The 13736-nt window shown below is 45.1% G+C and carries 14 protein-coding genes; 3 read left to right on the top strand and 11 right to left on the bottom strand.

Features of this window, described 5'->3' with window-relative positions; translation table 11 throughout:
* Positions 1-109 precede the first annotated feature (109 nt).
* Positions 110-1117 carry a hypothetical protein gene (locus HW988_RS15510; RefSeq protein ID WP_181605085.1) on the top strand — a complete coding sequence of 336 codons (1008 nt, stop codon included), beginning with the start codon at positions 110-112 and terminating at the stop codon, positions 1115-1117.
* An 85-nt stretch (positions 1118-1202) separates the two neighbouring features.
* Here the strand turns inward: HW988_RS15510 and lpdA are convergent, their stop codons facing one another.
* The 3 genes from lpdA to HW988_RS15495 are packed head-to-tail and all read right to left on the bottom strand — an operon-like array spanning position 1203 to position 4835.
* A complete protein-coding gene (gene lpdA, locus HW988_RS15505) occupies positions 1203-2624 on the bottom strand; it encodes a dihydrolipoyl dehydrogenase (protein ID WP_181605084.1) in 1422 nt (473 codons plus the stop codon).
* Positions 2625-2641: 17 nt separating this feature from the next.
* Complete coding sequence (locus HW988_RS15500) at positions 2642-3208, bottom strand: DUF2799 domain-containing protein (RefSeq protein ID WP_181605083.1); 567 nt, start codon at positions 3206-3208, stop codon at positions 2642-2644.
* A 1-nt stretch (position 3209) separates the two neighbouring features.
* Positions 3210-4835 carry a 2-oxo acid dehydrogenase subunit E2 gene (locus HW988_RS15495; protein ID WP_181605082.1) on the bottom strand — a complete coding sequence of 542 codons (1626 nt, stop codon included), beginning with the start codon at positions 4833-4835 and terminating at the stop codon, positions 3210-3212.
* 182 nt (positions 4836-5017) lie between these two features.
* Here HW988_RS15495 and sfsA point away from each other — a divergent pair, with 182 nt between their 5' ends.
* The gene (gene sfsA / locus HW988_RS15490; protein ID WP_181605081.1) at positions 5018-5749 is read left to right on the top strand and encodes a DNA/RNA nuclease SfsA; all 732 of its coding nucleotides are present in this window, start codon (positions 5018-5020) and stop codon (positions 5747-5749) included.
* A 51-nt stretch (positions 5750-5800) separates the two neighbouring features.
* Here the strand turns inward: sfsA and HW988_RS15485 are convergent, their stop codons facing one another.
* From HW988_RS15485 to HW988_RS15450, 8 genes are all read right to left on the bottom strand, one after another.
* Complete coding sequence (locus HW988_RS15485) at positions 5801-6184, bottom strand: enhanced serine sensitivity protein SseB C-terminal domain-containing protein (RefSeq protein ID WP_181605080.1); 384 nt, start codon at positions 6182-6184, stop codon at positions 5801-5803.
* Between the two features lie 87 nt (positions 6185-6271).
* Positions 6272-7372, bottom strand: coding sequence for a hypothetical protein (locus tag HW988_RS15480; RefSeq protein WP_181605079.1), 1101 nt, complete (start codon positions 7370-7372; stop codon positions 6272-6274).
* A gap of 1 nt (position 7373) precedes the next feature.
* Positions 7374-8036: a hypothetical protein gene (locus HW988_RS15475; protein WP_181605078.1), complete on the bottom strand. Its 663-nt coding sequence runs from the start codon at positions 8034-8036 to the stop codon at positions 7374-7376.
* A gap of 133 nt (positions 8037-8169) precedes the next feature.
* Complete coding sequence (locus HW988_RS15470) at positions 8170-8559, bottom strand: hypothetical protein (RefSeq protein WP_181605077.1); 390 nt, start codon at positions 8557-8559, stop codon at positions 8170-8172.
* A 1-nt stretch (position 8560) separates the two neighbouring features.
* Complete coding sequence (locus HW988_RS15465; protein ID WP_181605076.1) at positions 8561-9967, bottom strand: pre-toxin TG domain-containing protein; 1407 nt, start codon at positions 9965-9967, stop codon at positions 8561-8563.
* Complete coding sequence (locus HW988_RS15460; protein WP_181605075.1) at positions 9964-10581, bottom strand: hypothetical protein; 618 nt, start codon at positions 10579-10581, stop codon at positions 9964-9966. Before HW988_RS15460 ends, HW988_RS15465 begins: the two co-directional genes overlap by 4 nt.
* Positions 10578-11474 (bottom strand): hypothetical protein, encoded by an 897-nt coding sequence (locus tag HW988_RS15455; RefSeq protein WP_181605074.1) that lies wholly within the window; start codon positions 11472-11474, stop codon positions 10578-10580. Before HW988_RS15455 ends, HW988_RS15460 begins: the two co-directional genes overlap by 4 nt.
* 15 nt (positions 11475-11489) lie before the next feature.
* Complete coding sequence (locus HW988_RS15450; protein ID WP_181605073.1) at positions 11490-12131, bottom strand: hypothetical protein; 642 nt, start codon at positions 12129-12131, stop codon at positions 11490-11492.
* 224 nt (positions 12132-12355) lie between these two features.
* On the opposite strand from HW988_RS15450, the gene HW988_RS15445 reads away from it, so the two are divergent.
* Positions 12356-13681, top strand: a complete 1326-nt coding sequence (locus HW988_RS15445; protein ID WP_181605072.1) for a hypothetical protein — start codon at positions 12356-12358, stop codon at positions 13679-13681.
* Positions 13682-13736 lie beyond the last annotated feature (55 nt).

Here is a 13736-nt window from a genome sequence, read left to right as displayed (position 1 = left end):
TGAATGAGTGACAACTGACACTGATCTTATATGATCAGTGTCAGAGGTTTATTTGTCGCTTAGGTTTGTCGTTGCTTTATTATTGCTATCTTCTCCAGCGTATTCGCAAATGGCGACGATAGCCCCTGATTCTAAAGCGGTCTCTGATGTTCCGAGTACGCAGGTTGCACAAAACCAATTGGCGCCAGCTGCCTCTGTTCCCCCTAAGAAAACTCGAAAAAAACGAAAATCCGATAATCAAAGTCGTGGATTCATGACTGATTCACGTAAAGTGGTTTCAGATCGTGTGATCTTGCTGGCAAATAAAGTCGACGGTTTGTTCGGAAATTCGCGTGCCTTGGATGAGTATTACTCCAGCAGCTTAAAACTCTCGACGGGAGTTTTATATAATGCGACCACGGGCGAACACGAAAACACGGTGTCGACATCTCTCATCTTAAGTTTGCCAAACTTAAAAGCGAAAGAGCGCGCGTTCAATGACTATTGGAATCGTAAGCCTGGCGAGGCACCAGCTCCCATGTTTGACGAGGACTTCATCACTCCCGAAGAATTTAAAGAGCAAAATCCCTGGGATTTCGCTACAGAGACGGGGATTCGTTGGAGCTGGCCTGTGGGGTATTATGGAAAGCTTCGCGCCAGTCGAAATTATCTGACTGGAAACGTGGTCCATCACTTACTCGACGAGATTGGTTGGGATTCACAAACTTACTGGGCAAGTAAAGTCTCTTTGGCATCGGACTATGCTTACAGCCGTTATTTCCTTTTACGTTTCGTGAATGAAGCGAATTGGTACATGAGTGAGCCATCGGTGTTTGGTACGACTCAAGGGCCTTCTTGGATTTACAGCTTTCAGGATAAAAGCCTGTTCTCTTTTGATTTAAGATTCAACATGCGTTCAATCAAACTTGAGATGTACACGGACGCTTATACAGCAGGCTTTACTTATCGTACGGGATTCAGAAAATTGAATTGGATCTTTGTGGAGATCTCTCCACTTTGCGCCTGGAAGTATGACGACGGATTTGCACCAACAACAACGGTCAATCTGAGTCTAGACATCCTGTTCGGTAAAGAAAAAACCGCGAAGCCAAAATCCGACAATCCACTAGATATGTAGATGGTCTAAAAATAAAAAAAGGGAGTTCATGTGAACTCCCTTTTTAGTTTTTGATGCGCTATTGCTACCAAAAGTGTGTCCGTACCTATTTCTTCAGAGGCTTTTGGATGATGTGGATTGCGTGACCCAATGTTGCCTCAGCACATTCCATGATCGTCTCGCCCAATGTTGGGTGAGGGTGGATTGAAAGAGCCAAGTCTTCAATGCGTGCGCCCATCTCGATCGCAAGAACTGCTTCAGAGATCAAGTTCGAAGCTTCAGGGCCCACGATGTGAACACCTAGAAGTACATGCGTTTTTGCATCAGCGATCATTTTTACGAAGCCTTCGGTTTCCATCATGCTGACAGCGCGGCCGTTGGCACCAAATGGGAATTTGCCGATTTTAAGCTCCGTGTGACCTTTGGCTTTTGCTTCAGCTTCAGTCATACCTGCAGATGCGATTTCTGGATCTGTAAAGACAACTGCTGGAACTGTTTTCGCGTCGTAAACGCGGTTCGCGCCAGAGATCACTTCAGCAACCAACACACCTTCGTGTGAAGCTTTGTGAGCCAGCATTGGCTGACCACAGATATCACCGATAGCAAAGATGTTTTGAACGTTTGTTCTGCGTTGAGCATCCACTTTAACAAAGCCACGCTCGTCAACTGCGATACCCGCAGCTTTCAAGTTCGCTTGGTCACCGTTCGGACGACGTCCAACAGTGACTAGGATCTTATCGCATTTAACAACTTCTTCTTTACCGTTGATTTCAACAGTCACTTCGTAACCGTCTTTAGCTTTTTTCTGAGATTTAGCTTTTGCACCGTACATGATTTTTACGCCCGCTTTATCAAGCTTACGTACAACGATGTTCGCACAGTCTGGATCAACAACACCAGCAAGCAATGATGGCATTGCTTCGATCACAGTCACTTCAGTTCCTAGTTTGCGTAGGTATGAAGAGATCTCAAGACCGATGTAGCCACCACCGATAACTGCCACGCGTTTTGGAATTTCGTCGAATGCCAAAGCGCCCGTTGAAGAACAGATGTCTTTTTCGTCGAATTTGAAACCAGGGATTTCAATTGGACGAGAACCTGTAGCCACGATGAAGTACTTAGCTTGGATAGCTTCAGTGCCTGCAGATGACTTAACAGAGATTTCTTTAGAAGATTTGAATTCAGCGTCGCCTTTAATGTGAGTTACGCCGTAACCTTTAAGAAGTTGACCAACACCGCTCGACATTTTGTCTGAAACGGATTGTTTCCACTTCACAAGTTGTTTCATATCAACATTGATATCGCCTTTGATCATCAAGCCCATATCTTTGAAGTTATGCTGAGCTTTGTGCAAAAGGTGAGTCGCCGTGATCATGGCTTTAGATGGGATACAACCCACGTTCAAGCACACGCCACCCAAGAACTCACGTTCGATAACTGCTGTTTTAAAACCAAGTTGCGCAGAGCGGATAGCGGCAACATAACCACCGGGACCCGCACCAATTACTACTACGTCAAAATTTTGCATATGAATTCCTTTTAAATTTATCTATTCGTGCAGGTGTTAAAAGAACAACTGCCGGGAAGTGTGCAATCAGAGTCGAAGTTGCAGGTTTTCCCGTTACCTGCACACTGTCTGCTATAAGGAGCACTGCTGGACATTTTGCATTCGATTTTGATTTCACAATCACTATCGAAAGTGCAGGATTGTCCGCTGGCTCTTTGAATCGCAACAACTTGAGCTTTTGCGACTTGAAGACGCTGATACTCCATTTTTCCTTTGGAATATCCTGCTAGGAAGTTATTCGCAACGGAAGGAGTGCAAGTGTTCTCGTAATCCTTACCTTCGCGGCCCCAATAGATTCCGTACTCATAAGTGCAGAACTGCATAAGGCCACGAGCGTAACCTTGATCGTAGGCCGTTCTTGTCGCAGGAATTCCATGCTGCATGCATTGGGAAAGGACGCTGGATTGCATGCTTTCGCCGGCAAGAGCGTCTCGTGAACCCATGGCTTCCCAGTCATAGGAAGCACATGTGTTTTTGTAGTTCTGCTCAAGAGCAGCACAAGACGTTAGCAGCAGGGATACAAGGACAAGAACAAGGTTTTTCACCTTATAGCATCTCCACCAAAAGTTTACCTGGGTTCTCGATACGGCCGATGAAGGCAGCCAAGAATCTTGCAGCCAATGCGCCATCGATCAAACGGTGATCGGCAGTCATTGTGTAGTTCATTGTTTTGATCGCTTTCAACTGGCCATCTTTGATAACCGGTTTTTCGTCGATTTTGTACATACCAAGGATCGCCACTTCAGGGTGGTTGATCACTGGAGTGGCGTAAGTACCACCGATTGAACCGATGTTCGTCACAGTGATGCAAGCGCCCTTCATTTCATCTGGTTTCAACTTGCCATCACGAGCACGTTTAGAAAGGTCGATGATTTCTTTAGAGATCTCCAGAATCGTTTTTTGATCCGCGTTTTTGATAACTGGAACTACCAAGCCTGTCGGAGTGTCAGCTGCGAAACCGATGTTGAAGTATTTTTTGTAAACGATTTCACCAGCAGCATCATCGATAGAAGCGTTGAACATTGGGAATTCACGGATCGTTGCTACCATCGCTTTCATCACGATTGGAAGATAAGTGATCTTAGTTCCGTTTTTCTCAGCGAAGTCTTTCAAAGACTCACGAAGCGCAACCAATGAATCAACCTTAGCTTCATCCATGATAGTGAAGTGAGGGATGATTTGTTTTGAACGCTGCATGTTTTCAGCGATGCGTTTGCGGATACCGATAAGAGCTACGCGCTCTTCAGCTGCACCAGCTTGGCCTTGGTAAGCTGGTCTTGGAATAGTCATAGTTGCTCCAGCCTTCGCGCCTGCCGTCGCTGCGGCACTGCCCGCTGCCGCGGAACCACCTGCTGCCAAAACGTCTTCACGAGTGACACGGCCAGCAAGACCAGAACCAGAAAGACCATTGATATCAACACCCGTTTCGCGAGCAAGACGGCGAGTCGCCGGAGTCGCAAGAACTTTAGAATCAGCAACCGGCGGGAAGATGCCGTTAGCTGCAGAAGCAGAAGAAGTAGCAACTGGAGCTGCCGCTTTTGCCGCTGCCGGAGCAGAAGCTTGAGGAGCTGGAGCCGCCGGAGCCGCTACCGCGCCACCTGCCCCAGTCAAAGTGATCATTACTGAACCAACTTTAACAACGTCGCCGGCTTTGAATTTCAATTCGCCAACAACGCCTGCAACTGGAGTCGGAACTTCAACAGTGGCTTTGTCAGTTAGAACTTCAGCGATCGCTTGATCCGCTTTTACAGAGTCACCAGATTTAACCAACCATTTTACTAGTTCGCCTTCAGTAACACCTTCACCAAGTTCAGGAAGTTTTACGTCTTGTGCTTTACCACCAGCTGCAGGAGCTGGAGCGGATGCTTGAGGAGCTGCTGCTTTTGGAGCAGGAGCCGCTGCCGCAGGAGCCGGAGCTGCCGCTTTAGCTGCGCCACCAGCATCAAGAGCGATCATCGTCGAACCAACTTTAACAACTTGGCCCGGTTTGAATTTCAAATCTTTTACAGTGCCAGCGACTGGAGATGGAACCTCTACAGTTGCTTTGTCAGTCAATACTTCAGCGATAGGTTGATCTGCTTTTACAGAATCACCAGGTTGAACCAACCATTTAACCAATTCACCTTCAGTGACGCCTTCGCCAAGTTCAGGCAGTTTTACATCAGTTGCCATACAGGGAGTTCCTTTCAATATTAGCCTTTAAAATCAAACACTCCCTTCTATTGCGATGGGGGCTCATTTGCACCGATTAATGCTGTGCATAAATAAATTGTTTTTCCCTCTGCAACATAGCGGTTTGAGGGTTGAATTTCGGGCTCTGGCGTTGTTATTTTACAAATCATTTTGGGGGTCCCATGAAATATTCTCGTAAACTCAAGGAAGGCACCTTCCTAAAACGCTATAAACGCTTCTTTGCCGATATCGAGTTTGAGGGTCAGACCATTGTGGCGCACGTTCCCAACACGGGGAGCATGAAAAGCGTCAATAACCCCGGTCAATTGTGCCTCTTTTCAGAATCCGACAACCCAGAACGTAAATTGAAATTCACTCTGGAGATGATTAAGTCTCCGACAGGTTCATGGGTAGGGGTTAATACAGCGACTCCAAATACAGTGGTTAAAGAGGCCGTCCTCAACACCATCGGTAGGCCTCATCACGAAGTGCCAGGGTTTGCTCACTGGGCTGCCTTTGATGAAGCGAAACCAGAATACAAAATTTCTGCCGAAACACGTTTGGATTTCGCGCTTAAGAAAAAAGACACCGACAAAATGCATTTTATTGAAGTGAAAAACGTGACGTTGGGTGAAGACGGTGTTGCGAAGTTTCCAGATGCCGTGACTGAACGTGGGCAAAAACACTTGCGTGAGTTGATGGCCTTGATGGAACAAGGACACACAGCCGAGTTGGTATTCACAGTGCAACGCCATGACTGTGCAACTTTCTCGCCGGCTGATGATATTGATCCCGAGTATGGCCGCTTATTGCGTGAGGCTTCAACAAAAGGTCTTAAAATTTCCCCGCACATTATTGATCTGACACCGACAGAAGCAGTTTTATCCGAAAACAAACTTGAGGTTGTCCTCTAAGGACTGCGGCGGCTCTTCTTGAACTAAATTCCAGAAACGGGCCGTGAATTGTTATTTTTTAGAGTACAAAAGCAGTTCTGGTTTCTGGCTGACGGCAAAATCAAAGACTCCGTCAGACCAGACTCCAAAATCCAAGGGCCATTTGCCTTGATATTGAATTTTTACAAATTGTCCCAAGCGTTTTTTAAGATTTTGCAACTGTTCTTCGGCTTCGTCTGGATAGACTTTAAAATCAATAGCAATCAGATAACTAAATTCATGATTTCGTTCGACTAATACGTAGGCGGCTTTACGAACGACTAATTCATCACTAAAAAAGCTTTTCAGGGCACTCGCGAAATCTGCTGGAATCAGCTTTTCGGGAATCGCAAATCGGTCTTTCGTTTTCAAAGAAACCTTGTATCTCAAAGGTTCCACTCGTTTTTTTAATGCCATTTTCCAACCCCAATTCATAGAAAGTGACCGCTATTAGTATTGGTCACGCAAACTAACTGCATTTGCGGTGCCAGAGCTTTTTGAGCCTTATTTTAGGGCTCGGGTAATGATTATTTTCAGGTCATCGGGTACTGAAGAGGCATAATAGTTTTGGCAAAGGCCTTGAGTCAGATTTTTGAGGTCTGTTTTTCTCTCTTCAAGCATAGAGTCCTTCCACCACTCTTTTCTTTGCGCAGTTAAAATATCTTTTTTTAAATTTAGGATATCTTTCAATTCAATCACAATCGATGTTTTGCATTGAACGGTGATCTTATCTAACTCCGCCTGACTGCGAATCGCAGACACCTGATCAAATGCATATTGAGCCAAGACTTCTTCTGTAAAGAGCATCATCTTTCTTAATTTTTTATTGGCCTCCACGAACAAATCTTTAAGTTTGTTGATCTCCTCCGGTTTCATGACATTGCTTAAGTTCAAAAAACGCCCTTGGTATTCGATCAAACTTTTGACTGTCTGTGCTTGTTTTACCAAAAGCTGAGTGAAGACCAGGAGCTTTGGCAGACAAGCCTGCGGATTTTTGACGTCGTCATTCTCGCGTGCGCAGTCCCGTTCATATCTTTCTGAGTTATCCTTAAGCAGGTCATTGATAGCCTCTGCTCGCATAGCCAAGGCCTGTAGCTCTTTCGACTCGGCATTGAATTCTGCTAACTGCAGATCCGATGACTTTTTATTGATCTCTACGATTTCCGCAAGTGTTGCCGCCATTTTCAGTTGATAAGTTTGGGACACGAACGCCGCACTGAGGTCTTGAGCCAAGACTCCGAACTGAGCAACCAGTCCTGCTGGTGGAAACGCCATCGAAACAACATTCGCGGCCGCATGCGAGGCGGCCGAATATCGCTGGCTTTCAGAAGTGGCCGAATCGTAAGAACGCACATTTTCAATCAACCCAATGACGGCCAGCGTGTTGGACAAGTATTTCGATGCTTGCTCGGCGATTTTTTCTCCGAACTTCTGCGCCACCAACTCGAAAGTTTTTTTGGTTGCATAGTCTTGGGCTGCGGTGAGGGCATATTGCTTTGCCATTTCCTCGATAATGATTTCTAGGCTGGATTTAGGTTCTTCAGCTCGGCCCAGGGAGGTAAAACTGAAGATAGCGACAAGTAAAATCAGACTGAGGCGTTTCATATTACAGACTCATTACTTCGAACTGTTTTCTGGATAAAATATCAAGGGTGCCCTCACCGGAAGTGTGATTCAGATAAAAGAACAACGGTGGAGCATAGAATCTGCGGTGGTCGTTGGACTTGCCAGAAAGCTCGATCAAGTTTTGACCATGAAGAGTTAAGCGACCTGCATAAAGTGTTACGCCGGAAATTTCGGTCTCACCATTGTAGTCGCCGCCAGTGTGAAGCGAAACCTCATACATTTCAATTTCGCTCGCACGCAAAGAGAATTGTCCATCGGGGATTTGCAGATCGCCGCAAAGAATTACTTTTCCAGCATCGATATTTGCAGGAAGCTCTTTGATTTCACTATCTGGACAACCATAAGAGACTACGTCCTTGTTTTTAGAATAAATAAGATCGACATAAAGGGGAGACAGATTTCGAACAGTGAGGTTGCTGTTCGTTGCATTCGGTTTCTCGAAAGTGACATTGATTTGGGATGGCAATTGAGCTTCTTCTTGGGAAGTGATCATCTCGATCCATACTGAACCAGAAGCGCCCTCAATAGTTTGTGACTTGCGTTCTTGGGGAGGCGAGGGGGTAATATCTAGATTTATTTTTTTTGAAGGTTCTTGGCAGGCTGCCAAAAGGAATACAAGGGGAAGTGCTTTTAGGAAGTTCATTTCTTATCTCCGTTTCTATTGTTTATGTCTGGGAGGATTGCAGTCCCTGAGCCAACGGAAACGGATGTCAGATGCGATATATTTGAGTTCGCGTTCGAAATCGATCCGGATTCCTAGAATCCGGACCGCTCCACTAGAAGATCGTTTTTCCAGATTGCTGAAGCTCGTACGCCCGTAGGTATTCACGGGCAATCGGACCTACGTGCGCAACCAGTAAAGCCGGGGACATACTCCCGTTTGAAGCCAGGTTGGATAAGCTTTCTAAAATATTCGTGCGGATTTCATCGCGAAATTGTTGGTAGCTATTGTCGGAGAGGACTTTTTCGATCGTTTGAAAGAAAAGAGCCCAGTCGATTTGTTCGATATGCTCTGCCAGTTCCATACCAAAATAGAAAATAGCCATCCCGTCGATTGAAAAAGAGGCGCCTTTATCAAGGATTTTGGAAATCTCGTTTTTTAAACAGAACTGGCCCTGTGCCAGTTCTTGCAACAGATCTTGGGTGGTTTTTAAGTTCTGATTCATGTTAGTTTCCTTTTAATGCTTCAAGAATATCTTTCACGATATGTTCAAGTGCAATTCTATCACTGGACGGTAGGTCTTTGCGATTTTTTAAAATATCCATAAAATTATTCAGGCGTTGTCGCATTTTTATTTCATGGAATGTTCCTTTTACAGGTTCTCCTGTCAGTCTTTCCCAGCGAAATGCAGCGGCGGTACTTCCGTTGCCATATTCGGATTCCGCTCTCCAGTATTCGTTGATATTTTTACGTACGTTAGGATCGATAATATTTTGGGGCTTTTCCATCGTCTTGCGAAGATCTGCTAGATACTTTTCGTAAAGAGCGCGGTTTTTGGGTGACAGCTCATGGCCCACTTTAGAAGCGATGTGCGAATCGATGCTAACGGCGCGCTTGATAGCGAGCTCAATGTGACCAATTTTTTCGATTTTTCTTATGGCGCTGATGCCGCGAGCGATTTTTGAACCAAATCCAAATGTCACTGCACCTAGTATCGCAAAGCCTCGCTCCCAGTCGGTGAGCTGTTCGCCAGTCACCAGATTTTTCCCCGTGAAGGCTTCATAGGTATCGCGAATAGGCCCCGTGACCGGATCTAACCCCACGGCAATGTCGGCAAATGCTTCCGCGTACTTTTTAAAACCATTTGCAGATTGAATATCACCAGCGGCATGCATCGTATCGGCGGCTTGAACCATTCTGTGGCCCCAGCGTCTGGCATCGTCACGTTTTGGAATCGTCGAGCGCTGAGTGCGCAAAATCGTGTCAATCTCCTGAAGGTCGCGAACAAAGTCTTCATCTTTGCTGATGAACTCTGTTCCTTCATTGCTGCCGCCTTGTGCGATCGCCATTTTTAAGGAACTTGTGGCTGTTGCTAAAGCGCGAACGGCGGCATTGGCATTGTTTTCAATTCCATCCGTAATCTTCTTGTAATTTTCTTGTATGGCTTTGTTGCCCTCTTCGATTCTTTTATTGTACCCATTCATTTGATCTGTGACGGCATCATTCCAAAGCAATTCACGGTAAATAGCATGAGCCATCCCAGTGGTTACTGCGGCACCCATGGCGTGTTCATGGGTTTCGCTATCGAAATAGCCTGGAGGTGGCAATGGAGAGGCTGAAGTCCCTACCGGGGGCGCATCACTGGAAATATCACTTAGATTGGACCACCGAGTGACACCATCGATAGTTCCAGTGTAGACGGCGCTGATCCATTTTCCTTGAGCAGCGTCGAAGAAGTAATACATCTGGCCTACTTGGAACTGTGTCGTTTTTGGAGCGTCCAAATAGAATTGGTATTGATTCGCGCTAATGTCGACGATCGTCACCGGCAAAGTCACAGCTGGATTCCAATAGGCCGCAAAAGTATTCACTGAGTAAATGCAGGAAATAAGGAAGGTTAAAAGAGTTTTCATTTTAGTTCCGCTAATCCATTTTCCAAAGTTTTAATTTTTGTATTAAGTGATTCGATCTCATTCTGAAGATCTTGTTCGGCCCCAGAGGACCGAGCACGAATATTCAAAGCCAAAAGCAGCACTTGTTCATATTGCCCAGAGCTCAGGCTTGCGATATCTGTGCCTTGATATGAGTTCAAAATTTCTTCCAGGTCTTTTCCGGCGACCGGGAACTCCTCGTTAAGCTTGGCAATTTCAGAGACAATCAATTCTTTTTTAAGAAGGCCTTTGTAAAGGTCTTCAACAATTTTTACGACTTCATCGTAAGATTTTGATCGTAGCTGCGCTGTCTGTAGAAGCTCTGCGTACGTTACTTGTTGCTTGCGGCACAGGTCGATTTCTCTCTGCCAAGTTTGTTTTAAAAGATCCCGGCGATTTGTTTCCATGTCCAATTGGAATTGTGCAAACTTTTTTTCGTAATTGAGTTTGATCATGGCGATTTCGCCTTCCATTTGCGCGATGAACGTTCCCATCGATGCCGCATTGGCACCGAATAGGATGGCCCGATCGATATCACTCATGGCCAAAGAACGAGACGAGATCAAAAGTGTCAGTGAAAATATTAGTTTTTTCATTTGTTTTGAGTTTCCTGTGCGTAGTATGCGCTTGCACTTGCAAGGCCCATTTGTGCTTCAGTGTGTTTAAGATCAAGAGTTGCAAGCTCCTGGTTGGTGTTGGCTTTTTCGGTCGCGATGATCTCCGTCAATTTTACCAATGTTTCCGTTCTTAACATGTAAAGAAAGTCAGCCATCAAGTCGGCACGGGCGCGCTTTGAAGCGTTAGAAATCGCATCGATATCCGCATTGATCTGTTCCAGAGCCTGTTGTTGGTTTTGCGCAAAAGCGATCTCAAACTTATCAGTAGGATTTCTCATCTGCTGGTCTTGCAATGGCGGTGGTGTGCTAACACCGTGTTCCGCCATTGATTGACGCCATTTCATCTGAGTTGCGATTGCCGACGTCGTTGCGTTCAATACAACCAATCTATTAGAGACCAGGGACTTTTGTTGATTGAGAATAGAGATTTGTTTTTTATACATCTCCATTTCTTCCTTAAGTTCCTGAATGCGTGCTTCGCTATCTAACTTTGCATAGTTTTTTCTGGATTCGGCAACTTTGGCGTCACAGTTCGCTTTGGCTTCTCTTTCAGCTTCTTCTAATTGTTCTTTCTTTAGTTTTTCGCTGTAGCATAAAGTGGCGATGCACGCATAGCCCGAGCCGATAGTAGCGAATGTATCGCGATTGCTATCAATAATATTCGTGATGCCTGTCGCATTACCCACTGCTGCAATCGTATCGCGAACGCCATTGGAAATTTGACCGCCAAGATGCTTCGCTCCTTCAGTGACGTCTTTGATGATTTGGGGATCATCACCTTTGATACGGATAGGTCCAATACTAATGTCAAATGCAAAGGCTTGAGTTGAAAGAAGTGTGGCAATTGAAAGAGTCATAATATTTTTTTTCATAAAAGGTTTCCTTTTTTATTTTGAAAGTGTGTTTAGAATTTCTTGATATGTGATGAGTAGTTGTACGTTTTCGTGTTTGTATTCATTGACCGTTTTCCTTGCGGAAACTCCTTCTTGAGTCAGCATTCGGATGAACTTGCGGAAAAGAACATCGCGCGAGATTCCAAAATCCGAGCTGATTTCTTTGATCTCCAGGTTTAGATCTGTGAAGGCTTTCTCGTAGTCTCCAGCATAAGTTTGTTTGAACCGTGGTATAGCCACCTGCATGGCTTGATCTTCTGGCGGATGTGAAATTTGCAGGCGTAAATCCTGAATAGAGTCGAACATCGCACTGTATGACATGGCCTGTTCCAGCATCTCGATCGCGACGATGTTTTTTTCGATCAATTGGATTTGAGTTGTGACCTCTTCGATGGATTGGTCTCTGTTTGGAGCAACAATTTGTTCCAATAAGGGCGAGCATAAAAGTCCGATGCACTGATCTTGTTTCAGTTTCGGAAATTCAAACTTTGGAAATGGAATAGGTTTTCCAGGGGGAAAGCACGGTCCCGAAACGCCTGGAATGCTTGGAAGAGTTGGAAGTTGGATCGTAAAGGCAAGGCTATTTACTGAAAATAAAAAGGCTGAAGTAATAGTAATAAGTTTTAGATTGTTCATGATTTCTCCTAATGCTGGTGGGATATTCCAATCTCCGTACCAGATAGGGGAAAACTCAAAAATAAGTAAAAACAGACAGTTACGGGCGTCCGTGGGTGGCCGGATTCCGGATTCTGGGAAATCTGAGGAGAATTATTCTAAAAAATCGGAAGTTGGATTCGACCTAAGACCTTTATTTTGGGATTACCCGAGACCCCATAACCAGATGACGGTAAGCTTTTAATATGAAGTCTATCGCTCTTATTGTAGTCACGTTTTTCACACCCTTAGCTTTGTTTGCTCAGTCAGAACCGGACTATCAGGCGCTTTTTAAAAATCTGCAAAAGTTGCAACAAGATTTAAAACAAAGTGAAAAGTCGGCGGTGGCCTGCGAGGCCTCGCAAGTGAAAAGTTGCAAGTACAGTGACTACTGCCAAAGTCTTCGCAATCAAAGTCAGAATTTTTATCTTTATAAAAATAGCGATGGCAAAACAGTTCCAAACTCATTTTTTATCCGTCTGGTGGATCAGGTGCGGGCTTGTCTGGATCAACCGTTACCCGAAGTGGACACGCAGGATATTTTTGCAAATCCCCTTAAGCTTAAAAAATCGGATCCCCGATATAAATCGGAACTCGTACGCGCTCAAAAGGTTTTTGAGGATGCGCAGGCACGAGTCGTGAAGCTTTTGGAATCAAGAAAGAACGCCGGTAACTCTAAAGAAATTGATCAAGAGATCAAACGCATTCAAGGGATCAAGATGGCAAGTCCTGTGTTTACGGATAAGCGAGAACTGGAAAGAGACTGCGCCTATCCAGGTGCAAGCTATGATTCGAATAGCAATATCGTGGTCGTGTGCCCGCAGATGCTGGGAATGCCCGACGCCTCTATATTGTCGGCACTGTCGCACGAAATTGGACATGCGGTGGATCCCTGCAATGTGTACTCGCAAATCGCAGGCGAATCTGTTGCTGTCGGCAAAAATCCCTTTCGTGAGGTTGTAAGCTGTTTAAGTAAACCCAACTCAATGGGAGCTAAGGATTTTTCTAAGAAACAAATTAAAGATGCAATTACCGCAGAAGAAAAAGATTATGCTAAATCCCTGGGCCCTTTGTCGGCAGAGGTGAAAGCAGAATATGAGAAACGTCGAGAAATCGTTGATCAGAATTTCGATAGATATCGCTACTGCAGAAATTTCTCCCGAAACGCAGATATGCAAGAGGGATTTGCAGACTGGGTCTCTGCCAAAGTTTTAGCTCAGAAAGTTTCTGAAATTAAAGATCCTGCGGCAGCCAAGACCTATGCGTTTGAAGCACAGCTCACATCGGCAGCTTCTGAATGTGAAAGCGTGAAATTAGCAGCCATCAACCGCATTGAAGCAGCGTTAAAAAATGATTGCCCTCAGTTCGCAGATTATAAAGAACAACTGTTGCATCCCGATGGCTATGCAGACCCCACGAAAGTTCCACACCCTAAGATTTCTCGTCGTGTTGACAAGATTTTATTCGCGCAGCCCGAGATGCAAAAAGCACTCGGATGCACGCCTTCCGGTAGTACTGCAGTTTGTGATTAAATGAAAATCACTCTGACACTTCCCTAAAGTCTCGTGTAGAAAATAGCGACACAAA

It is taken from the genome of Bdellovibrio sp. KM01 (genome assembly GCF_013752535.1).
Classification (GTDB): Bacteria; Bdellovibrionota; Bdellovibrionia; order Bdellovibrionales; family Bdellovibrionaceae; genus Bdellovibrio.
Note: the sequence above shows the minus strand (reverse complement) of the source record. Positions and strands in the feature narration are given on the sequence as shown.